Genomic DNA, 13,377 nt, shown 5'->3' with positions numbered 1-13,377 from the left:
ACGCCGTGCGATGGCGGGCTTGAGCCCGCCCTACAGGTCTCCGAATCTCGACTGCAATGCGGCGATCGCCGCCAGTCCGGCGGTTTCGGTGCGCAGGATGCGCGGGCCGAGGCGCAGTCCGGTGAAGCCGGCGGCCGACAGGATGTCGCGATCACGCGGCGACCAGCCGCCTTCCGGTCCGATCGCCACCACCACGCCACCTGCGGCGACCTCGACCGTGGACAGCGCGACGTCGCCGGTCGGGTCAAGCGTCAGCTTCGTGGCCCCGTCGTCGACGGTGCGCACCGCATCAATCAAGGCGGCGGGTAGCGCCAGCGTCGGCAAGCGTGCGCGGCCGCTCTGCTCGCAGGCCGAGGCGATGACGCTGCGCCAGTGCGCCACGCGTTTCTCCGCCCGCTCGGCGTCCAGCTTCACTTCGGTGCGCTCGGCCATCACCGGAATGAACGCCGCCACGCCCAGCTCGGTGGCCTTCTGCAGGATCAGGTCCATCTTTTCCCCGCGCGCGATGCCCTGCAGCAGGGTGACGTGCAGCGGAGATTCGTTGTCGACGGTGCGCGCGCCGACGATGTCGGCCAGCACGCCGCGCTTGCTGATCGCGGTAATGCGCGCGTCGAAGTCGCGCCCGTCGCCGTTGAACAGCACGCAGCCGTCGCCTTCGCGCAGCCTCAGTACGCGTGCGAGGTGGTTGGCGGCGGCATCGGGCAGCGCGAGCGAGGTGCCGACGGCGAGCGCGGCATCCACATGGCAGCGGGTCAGGCGCATGACGTGGCCTCGTCGATGGCGTGGCGGGTGACGTCGGCGAGCATCCGCAGGGCGTCCTCGTCCACGCAGTAGGGGGGCATCCAGTACAGCACGTCGCCAAGCGGGCGCAGCACCACACCACGCGCCAGCGCCGCGCGGTACGCCTTCAGGCCGATGCGCGCGGTGGCGGGGAACGGCGTTGCCTTGTCGCCGTCCTGCGTCAGTTCGAAGGCCAGCATCATGCCCGCCTGGCGCACGTCGGCCACGTGTCGATGACTCGCCAGGGGCTCGGCGAATGCTGCCATCGTGCGCGCCGTGGCGCGATTGCGTGCCAGCACATCGTCGGCGCGGAGGATATCCAGCGACGCCAGCGCTGCCGCACACGCCAGCGGGTTGCCGGTGTAGCTGTGCGAATGCAGGAACGCGCGTTCGCGCGAATCATCGAGGAAGCCGTCGTAGATCGTCTGCGTGGCAAGCACCGCGGCCAGCGGCAGGAAGCCGCCGGTCAGTCCCTTCGACAGGCACAGCAGATCGGGCATCACGCCGCTCTGCTCGCTGGCGAACAGCGTGCCGGTGCGGCCGAAACCCACCGCGATCTCGTCGGCGATCAGGAACGCGCCGCTGGCGTCGCACAGTTCGCGCACGCGCGCCAGATAGTCGGGGTGATGCATGCGCATGCCGCCGGCGCACTGCACGCGCGGTTCGACGATGACCGCGCAGACCTCGTCCGCATGCCTGTCCAGCAGCGCCGCCAGCGCATCGGCGGCACGGCGTGCGCAGTCGGCCGGTGTCTCGCCGGGCTGCGCCAGGTAGGCGTCGGGCGAGGGCGCGAACAGTGCTTCGGTCAGCAGCGGCGCATACACCCGCCGGTACAGCGGGATGTCGCCGACCGCCAGCGCACCGAGCGTCTCGCCGTGGTAGCCGTTCTCCAGCGCGATGAACTTCGTGCGCCGGTGCTCGCCGCGGTTGTGGAACCAGTGGAACGCCATCTTCAGCGCCACTTCCACGCCCGCCGAGCCATTGTCGGCGTAGAACACCTTGGACAGCGGCGCACGCCCCGCCTGCCGCGGCGCTACCGCCAGCAGCCGCTCGGCCAGTTCGACCGCCGGTGCGTGGGTGAAGCCGGCCAGCATCACCTGCTCGAGCGACCCCGCCTGTGCGGCGATGGCGGCGCCGATGCGCGGTTCGGCATGACCGAACAGATTGGTCCACCAGCTGCTTACCGCATCCAGGTAGCGCGTGCCGTCGTGGCCTATCAGCCACGCGCCTTCGCCGCGGGCGATCGGCACCAGCGGCAAGGTGTGCGGGTGTTCACGCATCTGCGTGCAGGGATGCCACAGCACGGACAAGTCACGGGCACGCCACTCGTCCGCCTCTGCTAGCATTCCCTTCTGATGATCCTGTTGTCGCATCCCCCCATGATATCGGGCACCGCCCCCTGCCGTCGCCGCGCATCGCGTGGCGTGGGCGGACAACGCTCCGTCGCATGAGCCGCCTGCCCACCATCCACGGGATCACCCAGCGCACCGACGGGCCGGACCGCCACGTCGAAGAGCTGGACCTGGAATTCAGCAACGGCGAGCGCCGTCGTTACCACCGTCTGCAGTCGCATGGGCATGGTGCGGTGGTCGTGGTGCCGATGCAGGACGAGGAAACCGTGTTGCTGGTGCGCGAGTACGCCGCCGGCATGCACCGCTACGAACTGGGTCTGGTGAAAGGCCGCATCGACGCCGGCGAGACGCCCGAACAGGCTGCCGACCGCGAACTGAAGGAAGAAGCCGGCTTCGGCGCGCGCCGCCTCGACGTGCTGCGTGCCCTGACCCTGGCGCCCACCTACATGAGCCACCAGTCCTGGCTGGTGGTGGCAAGAGACCTGTACCCCGAGCGCCTGCCGGGGGATGAACCCGAGGAGTTGGAAGTAGTGCCCTGGAAGTTGCAAGACCTCGACCAGCTGATGCTGCGCGAGGATTTTTCGGAAGGCCGTTCGCTGGCAGCGCTGTTCATCGCCCGCGAATGGTTGAACACGCGTACATGAGCCGGATGACCGCCGACCTGCACGAAGCCGTCATCGTCATCGCCCGCGAAGCGGGCCAGGCCATCATGGCCGTGTACGAGGGTGCCTTCGACGTGCAGCGCAAGAACGACGACAGCCCGCTGACCGCCGCCGACATGGCCGCCCACCAGGTGATCACCGACGGCCTGCGCCGGTTGACCCCGCAATGGCCGGTGCTGTCGGAGGAAGCCGCGGACATCCCGTGGTCCGAGCGCAGCCAGTGGCCGACCTACTGGCTGGTGGATCCGCTGGACGGCACGCGCGAGTTCATCAAGCGCAACGGCGAGTTCACCGTCAACATCGCCTTGATCGAACAGAACGAGCCGATCTTCGGCGTGGTGCATGCGCCGGTGACCGGCGAGACGTGGCACGCGCGGCAGGGCCGCAATGCCTACCGCCGCGTCGGCGACGTGGATGCGCAGATCCGCACGCGCGCACCGGCTACCGGTGCGCTGAAGGTCGCCGCCAGCCGGTCGCACCGCGACGCCCGCACGCAGGCCTTCCTCGACGGCATGGGCGACATCGAAACGGTCGCGCTCGGTTCGTCGCTGAAGTTCTGCCGCATCGCCGAAGGCACATTGGATGTCTATCCACGCTTCGGCCCGACCAGCGAGTGGGACACCGCCGCCGCGCAGTGCGTGCTGGAAGCCGCCGGTGGCGCGCTGCTGGCGCCGGACGGCCGCGCCTTCCGCTACAACCGCCGCGAAACGCTGCTCAATGGCGATTTCGTCGCGCTGGGCGACATGACGCTGCCGTGGCGTGTGTGGCTGGCGCAGACGCAGGACGATGCGAATGGACATGCCCGCAGCGCCTGACGGCGACATCGGGCGACTGCTGGCCATCATGGCCCGCCTGCGCGATCCGGACGGTGGTTGCCCGTGGGATCTGGAGCAGGACTTCTCCACCATCGCGCCGTATACGGTGGAAGAGGCCTACGAGGTCGCCGATGCGATCGATCGGGGCGACCTGCCGGCGCTGAAGGACGAGCTGGGCGACCTGCTGCTGCAGGTCGTCTTCCATGCACAGATGGCGCAGGAGCAGGGCGCCTTCGCGTTCGGCGACGTCGTCGACGCGATCTGCGACAAGATGGTGCGTCGCCATCCGCATGTGTTCGGTGACGCCTCGTTCGCCGATGCGGAAGCGCAGACGGTCAACTGGGAAGCGATCAAGGCCGCCGAGCGCAAGGCGGCGGGCGAGGAAGATTCGTCCGCGCTGGCCGGCGTCTCGCGCGGGCTGCCCGAATGGCAGCGTGCGATCAAGTTGCAGTCGCGCGCGGCGCGGGTCGGCTTCGACTGGCCGGATACCGCGCCGGTGATCGACAAGCTGCACGAAGAGATCGACGAAGTGCGCGTCGAACTCGCCGCATCCCCGTCGCCCGAGCGCGATGCGCGGCTGGAGGACGAGATCGGCGACCTGCTGTTCGTCGCGGCGAACCTGGCGCGCCACGCCAAGGTGGACGTGGGCGGCGCGCTGCGCCGCGCCAACCTGAAGTTCGAGCGTCGTTTCCGCGCGATGGAGGCGATCGCTGCCGCCGAGGGCACGACGATGGCCGCGCTGTCGCTGGCGCAGCAGGAAGCGTTGTGGGCGCGGGTGAAGCAGGGCGAAGTTCCGTAGAGCCGAGCTTGCTCGGCTGCGCCGACTCTCCCGGGAAAAGCACCGGAGCAAGCTCCGCTCTACGGTTCATGGGTGCGCGGGTTGTCCAGCGGAGCAAGCTCCGCTCTACTGGCGACATGAAGACCCTGCTGCTGTTCCTCGTCACTGCGCTGGCCGAGATCGTCGGCTGCTATCTCCCCTACCTGTGGCTACGCAAGGAAGGAAGCGCCTGGCTGCTGGTGCCCGCGGCGGCCAGCCTCGCGTTGTTCGCGTGGCTGCTGACCCTGCATCCGACGGCGTCCGGCCGCGTGTACGCGGCCTACGGCGGCGTCTACGTCACCATGGCGATCGCGTGGCTGTGGGCGGTGGATGCGGTGAAGCCGACGCGCTGGGACCTGCTGGGCGCCGGCTTGTGCCTGGCCGGCATGGCGGTGATCATGTTCGCGCCACGCGCCGCCTGACCCTGTGGGAGAGGACATGAGCCGCTTCGCCAGCTTCCGCGAGTTCTATCCGTTCTATCTCAACGAACACAGCAACCGCACCTCGCGGCGGCTGCACTTCATCGGCAGCTGCGGCGTGCTCGCGCTGCTGGTGCTGGCCATCGTCGAACGCAACCCGTGGTGGCTGCTCGCCGCGCTGTTCTGCGGCTACGGCTTCGCCTGGGTGGGCCACTTCTTCTTCGAAAAGAACCGGCCCGCCACCTTCAAGCACCCGTTCTACTCCTTCGCGGGCGACTGGGTGATGTTCAAGGACATCCTCATCGGCAAGATCCGGTTCTGAGTTGGCTGCTCACTCGTAGAACATCAGGAACGCCGCGCCCACGATCAGGGCGAAGGCGGCGTAGTGGTTCCACTTCAGCGGCTGGCCCAGGTACCAGGTGCTGAAGCCGGCAAAGACCAGCAGGGTCAGGATTTCCTGGATCGTCTTCAGCTGCACCACCGAGTAGACCGCACTGCCCATGCGGTTGGCCGGCACCATCAGCATGTACTCGAAGAAGGCGATGCCCCAGCTCGCCAGGATCACGACGAACAGGGGCGCTGACTTGTACTTGAGGTGTCCGTACCAGGCGAACGTCATGAAGACGTTGGACGCCAGCAGCAGGAAGAGGGGCAGGACGCGGTCGATCATGGCAGGGCCGTCGGAGGAGGAGGGCGAAGCGTAATCCCAACTGCCGGCTGAATGGAGAGGGCATCTTCACGCGGTGTCTACCGGTCGACCGGTAGTTTCACAAACCTGAAGCCTCTCAAGGAGTCGGTATGCGACACAGTCAGGAAACCGCGGGTCTGGTGCTGGTGGTGGAAGACAACCGCAACATTTCCGAGATGATCGGCGAGTATCTCGAAGGGCGGGGGTTCGAAGTCGACTACGCCACCGACGGCCTGGACGGCTACCGCCTGGCGGTGGAGAACAGCTACGACGTGCTGGTCCTGGACCTGATGCTGCCGCGGCTGGACGGCATGGAAGTGTGCAAGCGCCTGAGGAACGAGGCCCGCAAGTCCACGCCCGTCCTGATGCTGACCGCACGCGACACGCTGGACGACAAGCTGACTGGTCTGAGTTCCGGTGCCGACGACTACCTGACCAAGCCGTTCGCCATCCAGGAACTGGAAGCCCGGTTGCGCGCCCTGATCCGCCGGGAACGGCGCCAGGTGGGCGCCGAGGTGCTGAAGGTCGCGGACCTGGTGCTGGACCCGGTCAGCATGCGCGCCACCCGCGGCGGCACCGAGCTGATGCTGTCGCCCATCGGCCTGCGGCTGCTGACCATCCTGATGCGCGAATCGCCGCGCGTGGTGACCCGCCAGGAGATCGAGCGCGAGATCTGGGGCAACGGACTGCCGGACTCGGACACGCTGCGCAGCCACCTGTACAACCTGCGCAAGGTGATCGACAAACCCTTCGACAAGCCGCTGCTGCACACGGTGCAGAGCGCGGGCTACCGTATCGCCGATATCGGCTGACCCGGCCGTCGGCGCAAGGCATACTCCCGCCTTCGCCCGACGAATCCCCATGCGCCACCACGGCCTGCCCCGCAAACTCAGGATCGCCTTCATCCTGCAGGCCGTGATGGTCAGCCTGGCCATCGTGCTGGGTGTGTACCTGATTTCCGCGGTCATCAAGCACAGCCTGATGAACACCGCGCTGCAGGAAGAAGCCACCCACTTCTGGCAGCTCTACAGCGCCAGCACCGCGCAACCGCCGCCGAACACGCACAACCTGCGCGGCTACCTGGTGGTGAAGGGGCATTCGAACCTGGTGTTGCCGGAAAACCTGCGCGAGCTGCGGCCCGGCTTCCACGAACTGAAGGACGACGATCTGCTCGTGCTGGTCGACGAGCAGCCCGAGGGTCGCCTGTACCTGGTGTTCCTGCGCTCGCAGGCCGAGCGATTGGCGTTCTATTTCGGCACGGTGCCGATCATCATGACGCTGGTCGCGATCTATCTCGTGTCGTGGCTGACGTATCGCGCTTCCAAGCGGCTGGTGTCGCCGGTCAGCTGGCTGGCGCGGCAGGTCGCGGAGTGGGATCCGCGACGTCCGGACGTCAGTGCGCTGGCCCCCGACCGGCTGCCGAGCGACGTGCAGGGCGAGGCGCGCCAGCTGGCCGCCGCGCTGCATGGGCTGGCCCAGCGCGTCAGCGCGCACGTGGCCCGTGAGCGCGACTTCACCCGCGATGCCAGCCATGAACTGCGCACGCCGTTGACGGTGATCCGCGTGGCCACCGACATGGGCATGGCCGAGGATTCGCCGCCGCGCGTGGCGCGTGCACTGCAGCGCATCCAGCGTGCCGGCCGCGACATGGAAGCGGTGATCGATGCGTTCCTGATCCTCGCCCGCGAGGCCGAGGTCGAGCCGCAGAGCGAGGACTTCGACGTGGCCGACATCGTCATGGACGAGGCCGAGAACGCGCGCACGCTGCTGCTCAACAAGCCGGTCGATCTGGAAGTCACGCTGCACGCGCGTCCGCGCCTGCATGCGCCGCCGCGGGTGTTCCAGGTGGTCGTCAGCAACTTGCTGCGCAACGCCTGCGCCTATACCGACCGTGGCCGCATCGACGTGCTGCTGGAACCGGACCGCGTGGTCGTGCGGGACACCGGCATCGGCATGTCGGCCGAGTCGATGGTGCGGGTGTTCGAGCCCTTCTACCGCGCCGATCCCACGCGCCCGCACGGCAGCGGCCTGGGCCTGTCGATCGTCAGCCGGTTGTGCGACCGCTTCGGCTGGAAGATCGAGCTGGACAGCGAGCTGGGTCGCGGTACTACCGCGACCATCCGCTTCGTTCCTTAATCTATACGGGAACTGACCGGCGCCGCAGGCTGTCAACGCCGCGGCCTCGGGCGCGTTCCCGTTCCCGACTTCCCACTCTCCAAGCCGACTCACTGCATGAGCCAGCCAGCACGCACCGCTCCCCGCAAGACATCCCCGCTTCCCAAGATCCTGCTCGGAGTCGCTGTCGTCGCGATCCTCGGCGCGGGGGCCTGGTACTGGACCGCGCGCCAGGCCGACGGCGCCGAGAGCGCCTACCGCACCGCGACCGTCGAACGCGGCGACATCCGCGTCGCCATCTCGGCCACCGGCACGCTCAGCGCCATTTCCACGGTCACCGTCGGCAGCCAGATCTCCGGCCAGGTCACCGACGTACTGGTCGACTACAATAGTGAAGTGAAGAAGGGTGAGGTGCTGGCCCGCATCGACCCGAGCACCTACGAGGCCCAGATCGAACAGGGCAACGCGCAGATCGCCAATGCGCAGGCCAGCCTGAAGCAGGCCCAGGCCACGCTGGCGAACGCCGAGCTGGACTACACCCGCAAGGCCGATCTCGGCACGCAGAAGCTGGTCGCGCAGAGCGACGTCGACCTGGCCCGCGCCGCGCGCGACCAGGCGCGCGCGCAGGTCAACGCCGCGCAGGCGTCGATCCGCCAGCAGACCGCATCGACCCAGACCACCCGCGTCAACCTGGACCGCACTGTCATCCGCTCGCCGGTGGACGGCGTGGTGCTGACCCGCAGCATCGAGCCGGGCCAGACCGTGGCGGCCAGCCTGCAGGCGCCGGAACTGTTCACCATCGCCGAAGACCTGTCGAAGATGAAGATCGAACTGGCCGTCGACGAGGCCGACATCGGCCAGGTCAAGGTCGGCCAATCGGTCTCGTTCACCGTCGATGCGTTTGCCGACCGCCAGTTCCGTGGCGAGGTGCAGCAGGTGCGCCTGTCCGCCACCACCACCAGCAACGTGGTGACCTACCCGGTGGTGGTCAGCGTGGACAACAGCGACGGCACGCTGTTGCCCGGCCTGACCGTCAACGCCGAGATCGAGGTCAGCAAGCGCGACGATATCCTCAAGATCTCCAACGCGGCGCTGCGCTACAAGCCGACGGGCGAGGAAGCCAACGCCGCCGCCGGCGCGCAGGCCCCGCAGGGCGGCCAGAACCGAGGCGGCAGCGGCGTCAGCGACGATCTGGTGCGAGTGGCCGGCAGCCTGCAACTGAAGCCGGACCAGCAGGCTGCGTTCGATACGGCGCTGGCGGCATTGCGCGAACGCCAGGCCGCGCGCGCGGCGCAGGCGCAGCAGCGCGGTGGCGCGAGCATGTTCGGTGGACCGGGCGGTGGCCCGCGCCCCGGCGGCAACAGCAGCGGTGGTGGCGGCGCGATGCAGGCACAGATCCGCCAGCGCATGGCCGAGCGCATGCAGCAGGATTTCGCGCCGTTCCGCGCGACGCTGGACGAAACGCAGAAGCAGCGCTGGGATGGCGAACTGCGCACGCTGCTCGGCGCCAAGCGTGCGCCGCTGTACAAGCTGGTCAACGGCAAGCCCGAGCAGGTGCAGGTGCGCGTGGGTGCCAGCGATGGCACCAGCACCGAGGTGTCCGGCGCGGTGAAGGAAGGCGACGTGATGGTCGTGGGCGAGCGCGCGAAGGAATGAGCACGCCGTCCGCGACCATCGACGACCGCATCCCGGTCATCCAGACGCACGCGCTGGGCAAGGTCTACTCCGCCGGCACGGAGGCGGAAGTGATCGCGCTGCGTGGCGTGGACATGCGCGTGGACCGCGGCGACTTCGTCGCCATCATGGGACCGTCCGGGTCGGGCAAGTCCACGCTGATGAACCTGATCGGCTGCCTGGACACGCCCAGCGACGGCCGTTACCTGTGCGACGGTATCGACGTGGCCACGCTGGACGCCGAGCAGTTGGCGATCCTTCGCCGCGAGAAGATCGGCTTCGTGTTCCAGGGCTTCCACCTGCTGCCGCGGATGACGGCGCTGGACAACGTGGCGATGCCGCTGGGCTATGCGCAGGTGCCGCCCGGCGAGCGCGCCGAACGCGCGCGCCAGGCGCTGGCCGCGGTCGGGCTGGCCGAGCGGGCCGGTCATCGTCCCAATGAACTGTCCGGTGGCCAGCAGCAGCGGGTCGCCATCGCGCGCGCGCTGATCAACCAGCCGCCGATCCTGCTGGCCGACGAACCGACCGGCGCACTGGACAGCAAGACCGGCGAGGAGATCCTGGCGCTGTTCAAGCGCCTGCGCGACGACGGCCATACCGTCATCCTGATCACACACGACGCGGAAGTCGCCGCGCACGCCGACCGCATCCTGGTGATGCGCGACGGCGAACTGCACGAAGACACGGACCACGCGGGAGGCCGGTCATGAAGTTCTCCGACATCCTTCGCACCGCGCTGCACGCGCTGCGTGGCAACTGGATGCGCAGCGCGCTGACGTCGCTGGGCGTGATCATCGGCATCGCCGCCGTCATCGTCATGGTGTCGGTGGGCCAGGGCACGCAGGCCGAGATCGACAAGCTGGTCTCCGGACTGGGCTCGCAGCGCCTGGATATCAGCCCGGGCGCCGGCCGCGGTCCCGGCGGCGGTGGCGTGCGCATGAGCTCCAGCAGCTTCTACACGCTGAAGGAAGGCGATGTGGATGCCATCCGCAACGAGATCCCGGAAGTGCAGTACGTGGCCGGCGCGTTGCGGGGCAACACCCAGATCGTGTTCGCCGAGAACAATGCCTCGACCAGCTGGCAGGGTGTGCAGGCCGACTTCTTCGACATCAACAGCTGGGTCATCGCCAACGGCGAAGGCTTCGATGCGCAGGACTATTCCAGCGCCGACAAGGTGGTGATCCTGGGCGAGACGGTCCGGCGCACCCTGTTCGGCGAGGACAGCGGCATCGGCCAGACCGTGCGCCTGGGGCGCGTGCCGTTCACCGTCGTCGGCACGCTGGCACCGAAAGGGCAGGGCGGCTTCGGCCAGGACCAGGACGACGTGATGATGGTGCCGCTGGAGACCGCGCGCCGCCGCCTGATGGGCTCGATGGGCCTGCCGCCGGGTGCCGTGCAGCAGGTCGCGTTGACCGTGGCCGACGCCAAGGACCTCGGCTACGTGCAGGGCGAAGTGGAAGCGCTGCTGCGCCAGCGCCACAAGATCAGTCCGGGCGAAGAGGACGACTTCAACGTCCGCAACATCTCCGAGATCGTCGCCACGCGCACCGCCACCACCAAGCTGATGTCGCTGCTGCTGGGCGCGGTGGCGACCATCTCGCTGATCGTCGGCGGCATCGGCATCATGAACATCATGCTGGTGTCGGTGACCGAGCGCATCCGCGAGATCGGCCTGCGCATGGCGGTGGGCGCCGGGCCGGGCGACGTGCGCCGGCAGTTCCTTGCCGAGGCCATGCTGCTGTCGCTCGGCGGCGGCGTGCTGGGCATCGTCATCGGCGTCGTCGGTGCGCTGCTGGTGGGGCAGTTCAGCGAACTGCCGGTCGCGTTGAACGGGCAGGTCATCGGGCTTGCCGCGGGCTTCTCGATCGCCACCGGCCTGTTCTTCGGCTACTACCCTGCACGCAAGGCGTCGCAGCTCGATCCCATCGAGGCGCTGCGCTCGCAATAGGCCATCCGCGGGGCTGGTGCGGCGCGACGGCGGGAGTATGCTGAAGTCCCGTCGCGCCTTCCGGTGGTGCCTGCGCCATGAGCCCGCATTCGTCCCGCCGGCCGCTTGCACTCGCCATCCATGGGGGTGCCGGCGTGATCGAACCGGGCAGCCTGGGCGCCGACCTGGAAAACGCGATCCACGCCGAACTCGCGCGTGCGCTCGATGCCGGCCATGCCATCCTCGCCACGGGCGGTGCCGCGCTCGACGCTGTGGAAGCCGCGGTGGCCGTGCTCGAGGATTCGCCGCATTTCAACGCCGGGCGCGGGTCGGTGTTCACCGCCGAAGGCCGGCACGAACTCGATGCCTCGATCATGGACGGACGACACCGTCGCGCCGGCTCGGTCGCGGGCGTGATGACCGTGCGCCATCCCGTGCGGCTGGCACGGCGTGTGCTGGAGGATTCGCCGCACGTGTTCCTGATCGGCGACGGCGCCGAGCAGTTCGCCGACACCCAGCCGGCCATCGAGCGCGTGCCGAACGGCTGGTTCTCGACCGAGGCGCGGCGCGTGCAACTGCGCGATGCGCAGCAACGCGAGCAACAGGCCTGGCACGCCAACGACGACCTGCGCGGCAAGTACTTCGGCACGGTCGGTGCGGTGGCCCTGGACAGCCGCGGACACCTGGCGGCCGCGACCTCCACCGGCGGCATGACCAACAAGCGCTGGGGGCGTGTCGGCGACTCGCCGGTGATCGGCGCCGGCACCTGGGCCGATGCACGCTGCGCGGTATCGTGCAGTGGCTGGGGCGAGTTCTACATCCGCAACGCGGCGGCCCACGACATCGCCGCACGCGTCGCCTACCGCGGCGATCGTCTGCGCGATGCGGTGGAAGACGTCATTCTCGGCGAGGTGCCGCAACATGGCGGCGACGGTGGTGCGATCGCGGTGGACCGCGACGGCAATCTCGCGCTCGTGCTCAATACGCGCGGCATGTACCGCGGCTGGGTGCGGCCGGACGGCACGCGCGGCACCGCCATCTACCAGGACGTCTGAGTGACGGCATCGTCGGAAGGCCGAGGAGAAGCACTGACGCTGGCGGTCTATCGCACCCTGCGCGCGCAGGCGTTGCGGCTGTGCCGTCGTGCGGACGAGGCGGAGGACCTGGTGCAGGACACGCTGCTCGCCGGCGTGGTCGCCGGACGGCATGACCTGCCCTGGCTGTCCGGCGTACTCCGTCGCCAAGCGGCGATGGCCGCACGCACGGCGGTCCGTCGGCGCCGGCGCGAAGCACAAGCGGACCTCGACGTGGAGGATGCCGCCGATCCCGCGACGCTCGGAGAAGCTGCACATCCGGTGACGCAGCTGCTCTGGCTCAGGACGCTGCCGCCTTCCGCGCGCCGGCTGGTCGTGCTGGCGCTACACGGGCTGTCGGCGGACGAAATCCGCTGGATCCTGCGGATCGAGCCGACGGCGTTCCGGCAGCGCCTGACCCGCATCCGCAAGACGCTCGCCGCGCAGTCCCCGACGGTGCGCGCCGACAGCATCGCGCTGGCGCATATGCGCGATCCCGCCCGCCGCGTCGACCTCGCCTTCGGCCTGGCCCGGCGCGCGCTGAAGGCCGCGATGCAGGCGGGCGAGGGCCTGGGAACGCACGACCCGGACGGGCATCTGATCCTGATCGATGCCGGTGCTCACACATCGCCTTCCCGCGGCAACGGACAGAAGGGAATCACACAGGAGGACATCCCATGCTCACGCACTGCAAGGTAGGCGCCATCGTGTTCTTCGTCTCCGACCTGGCCCGGTCGGTGGCGTTCTACCGCGACACCCTGGGTCTGCCCATCGACGCCATGGACGGGCACGACGGTCCGTTCGCGATGGGCGAAGTCGGCGAACTGGCGCTGGTGTTCATCGCGCGCCCGGCGCGACCAGGCGAATCGCCGGTCGTCGTCTTCAGCCTCGACGGCGGCATCGACGACCATGCCGAGGCGCTGGCCGCGAAGGGCGTGGAGATCGTGGTGCCGGTCAGCGAATCGCCCGATGGCGGGCTGTCGCTGGACTTCCTCGATCCGGACGGCAACGTGCTGAGCCTGCACCAGAACGAAGGCGCGCCGCGCCGACGGTGA

16 protein-coding genes are annotated in these 13,377 nt (G+C 68.8%); 13 read left to right on the top strand and 3 right to left on the bottom strand.

Annotated features, from left to right (window positions below):
- Positions 1–30: 30 nt before the first annotated feature.
- Both ACSQ1W_RS13975 and bioA read right to left on the bottom strand, forming a co-directional pair.
- Positions 31–762: a 16S rRNA (uracil(1498)-N(3))-methyltransferase gene (locus ACSQ1W_RS13975; RefSeq protein ID WP_436044271.1), complete on the bottom strand. Its 732-nt coding sequence runs from the start codon at positions 760–762 to the stop codon at positions 31–33.
- The gene (gene bioA / locus ACSQ1W_RS13970) at positions 753–2,153 is read right to left on the bottom strand and encodes an adenosylmethionine--8-amino-7-oxononanoate transaminase (protein ID WP_436044269.1); all 1,401 of its coding nucleotides are present in this window, start codon (positions 2,151–2,153) and stop codon (positions 753–755) included. The genes ACSQ1W_RS13975 and bioA overlap by 10 nt, the downstream gene beginning before the upstream one ends.
- A gap of 74 nt (positions 2,154–2,227) precedes the next feature.
- On the opposite strand from bioA, the gene nudE reads away from it, so the two are divergent.
- The 5 genes from nudE to ACSQ1W_RS13945 all read left to right on the top strand — a co-directional run bounded on the left by nudE (position 2,228) and on the right by ACSQ1W_RS13945 (position 5,167).
- A complete protein-coding gene (gene nudE, locus ACSQ1W_RS13965) occupies positions 2,228–2,776 on the top strand; it encodes an ADP compounds hydrolase NudE (protein WP_436044267.1) in 549 nt (182 codons plus the stop codon).
- On the top strand, positions 2,773–3,609 hold the full coding sequence (gene cysQ, locus ACSQ1W_RS13960; protein ID WP_436044265.1) for a 3'(2'),5'-bisphosphate nucleotidase CysQ: 837 nt from the start codon (positions 2,773–2,775) through the stop codon (positions 3,607–3,609). Before nudE ends, cysQ begins: the two co-directional genes overlap by 4 nt.
- A complete protein-coding gene (gene mazG / locus ACSQ1W_RS13955) occupies positions 3,593–4,408 on the top strand; it encodes a nucleoside triphosphate pyrophosphohydrolase (protein WP_436044264.1) in 816 nt (271 codons plus the stop codon). The genes cysQ and mazG overlap by 17 nt, the downstream gene beginning before the upstream one ends.
- Positions 4,409–4,524: 116 nt before the next feature.
- Positions 4,525–4,848, top strand: coding sequence for a YnfA family protein (locus ACSQ1W_RS13950; protein WP_436044263.1), 324 nt, complete (start codon positions 4,525–4,527; stop codon positions 4,846–4,848).
- 16 nt (positions 4,849–4,864) lie between these two features.
- A complete protein-coding gene (locus tag ACSQ1W_RS13945) occupies positions 4,865–5,167 on the top strand; it encodes an Mpo1-like protein (RefSeq protein ID WP_436044262.1) in 303 nt (100 codons plus the stop codon).
- Positions 5,168–5,176: 9 nt separating this feature from the next.
- On the opposite strand, the gene ACSQ1W_RS13940 is transcribed toward ACSQ1W_RS13945, so the two are convergent.
- Complete coding sequence (locus ACSQ1W_RS13940; RefSeq protein WP_436044261.1) at positions 5,177–5,515, bottom strand: DMT family protein; 339 nt, start codon at positions 5,513–5,515, stop codon at positions 5,177–5,179.
- 128 nt (positions 5,516–5,643) lie between these two features.
- On the opposite strand from ACSQ1W_RS13940, the gene ACSQ1W_RS13935 reads away from it, so the two are divergent.
- The 8 genes from ACSQ1W_RS13935 (at position 5,644) to ACSQ1W_RS13900 (ending at position 13,377) form a co-directional block, all read left to right on the top strand.
- Positions 5,644–6,345, top strand: coding sequence for a response regulator transcription factor (locus ACSQ1W_RS13935; RefSeq protein ID WP_056879702.1), 702 nt, complete (start codon positions 5,644–5,646; stop codon positions 6,343–6,345).
- A 49-nt stretch (positions 6,346–6,394) separates the two neighbouring features.
- Entirely contained in the window at positions 6,395–7,669 is a 1,275-nt protein-coding gene (locus tag ACSQ1W_RS13930; RefSeq protein ID WP_192272659.1) for a sensor histidine kinase, read from the top strand.
- A 96-nt stretch (positions 7,670–7,765) separates the two neighbouring features.
- The gene (locus ACSQ1W_RS13925; protein ID WP_436044259.1) at positions 7,766–9,304 is read left to right on the top strand and encodes an efflux RND transporter periplasmic adaptor subunit; all 1,539 of its coding nucleotides are present in this window, start codon (positions 7,766–7,768) and stop codon (positions 9,302–9,304) included.
- On the top strand, positions 9,301–10,032 hold the full coding sequence (locus ACSQ1W_RS13920; protein WP_436044258.1) for an ABC transporter ATP-binding protein: 732 nt from the start codon (positions 9,301–9,303) through the stop codon (positions 10,030–10,032). Before ACSQ1W_RS13925 ends, ACSQ1W_RS13920 begins: the two co-directional genes overlap by 4 nt.
- Positions 10,029–11,270, top strand: a complete 1,242-nt coding sequence (locus ACSQ1W_RS13915) for an ABC transporter permease (RefSeq protein ID WP_192272653.1) — start codon at positions 10,029–10,031, stop codon at positions 11,268–11,270. The genes ACSQ1W_RS13920 and ACSQ1W_RS13915 overlap by 4 nt, the downstream gene beginning before the upstream one ends.
- A 77-nt stretch (positions 11,271–11,347) precedes the next feature.
- On the top strand, positions 11,348–12,304 hold the full coding sequence (locus tag ACSQ1W_RS13910; protein WP_436044257.1) for an isoaspartyl peptidase/L-asparaginase family protein: 957 nt from the start codon (positions 11,348–11,350) through the stop codon (positions 12,302–12,304).
- Positions 12,305–13,021 (top strand): RNA polymerase sigma factor, encoded by a 717-nt coding sequence (locus ACSQ1W_RS13905; protein WP_436044256.1) that lies wholly within the window; start codon positions 12,305–12,307, stop codon positions 13,019–13,021. It abuts the gene before it with no gap.
- The gene (locus ACSQ1W_RS13900; protein ID WP_436044255.1) at positions 13,000–13,377 is read left to right on the top strand and encodes a VOC family protein; all 378 of its coding nucleotides are present in this window, start codon (positions 13,000–13,002) and stop codon (positions 13,375–13,377) included. Before ACSQ1W_RS13905 ends, ACSQ1W_RS13900 begins: the two co-directional genes overlap by 22 nt.

The sequence above is a fragment of the Pseudoxanthomonas sp. LjRoot143 genome (assembly GCF_964252945.1).
Taxonomy (GTDB): domain Bacteria; phylum Pseudomonadota; class Gammaproteobacteria; order Xanthomonadales; family Xanthomonadaceae; genus Pseudoxanthomonas_A.
The sequence above is the reverse complement of the archived record's forward strand: the minus strand, read 5'-3'. Positions and strand labels throughout refer to the sequence as shown.

What these genes read in the sequence shown, in the direction of transcription:
- ACSQ1W_RS13975 (WP_436044271.1), bottom strand. Translation starts at nt 762, where the DNA reads ATGCGCCTGACCCGCTGCCATGTGGATGCCGCGCTCGCCGTCGGCACC.
- bioA (WP_436044269.1), bottom strand. Translation starts at nt 2,153, where the DNA reads ATGCGACAACAGGATCATCAGAAGGGAATGCTAGCAGAGGCGGACGAG.
- nudE (WP_436044267.1), top strand. Translation starts at nt 2,228, where the DNA reads ATGAGCCGCCTGCCCACCATCCACGGGATCACCCAGCGCACCGACGGG.
- cysQ (WP_436044265.1), top strand. Translation starts at nt 2,773, where the DNA reads ATGAGCCGGATGACCGCCGACCTGCACGAAGCCGTCATCGTCATCGCC.
- mazG (WP_436044264.1), top strand. Translation starts at nt 3,593, where the DNA reads ATGCCCGCAGCGCCTGACGGCGACATCGGGCGACTGCTGGCCATCATG.
- ACSQ1W_RS13950 (WP_436044263.1), top strand. Translation starts at nt 4,525, where the DNA reads ATGAAGACCCTGCTGCTGTTCCTCGTCACTGCGCTGGCCGAGATCGTC.
- ACSQ1W_RS13945 (WP_436044262.1), top strand. Translation starts at nt 4,865, where the DNA reads ATGAGCCGCTTCGCCAGCTTCCGCGAGTTCTATCCGTTCTATCTCAAC.
- ACSQ1W_RS13940 (WP_436044261.1), bottom strand. Translation starts at nt 5,515, where the DNA reads ATGATCGACCGCGTCCTGCCCCTCTTCCTGCTGCTGGCGTCCAACGTC.
- ACSQ1W_RS13935 (WP_056879702.1), top strand. Translation starts at nt 5,644, where the DNA reads ATGCGACACAGTCAGGAAACCGCGGGTCTGGTGCTGGTGGTGGAAGAC.
- ACSQ1W_RS13930 (WP_192272659.1), top strand. Translation starts at nt 6,395, where the DNA reads ATGCGCCACCACGGCCTGCCCCGCAAACTCAGGATCGCCTTCATCCTG.
- ACSQ1W_RS13925 (WP_436044259.1), top strand. Translation starts at nt 7,766, where the DNA reads ATGAGCCAGCCAGCACGCACCGCTCCCCGCAAGACATCCCCGCTTCCC.
- ACSQ1W_RS13920 (WP_436044258.1), top strand. Translation starts at nt 9,301, where the DNA reads ATGAGCACGCCGTCCGCGACCATCGACGACCGCATCCCGGTCATCCAG.
- ACSQ1W_RS13915 (WP_192272653.1), top strand. Translation starts at nt 10,029, where the DNA reads ATGAAGTTCTCCGACATCCTTCGCACCGCGCTGCACGCGCTGCGTGGC.
- ACSQ1W_RS13910 (WP_436044257.1), top strand. Translation starts at nt 11,348, where the DNA reads ATGAGCCCGCATTCGTCCCGCCGGCCGCTTGCACTCGCCATCCATGGG.
- ACSQ1W_RS13900 (WP_436044255.1), top strand. Translation starts at nt 13,000, where the DNA reads ATGCTCACGCACTGCAAGGTAGGCGCCATCGTGTTCTTCGTCTCCGAC.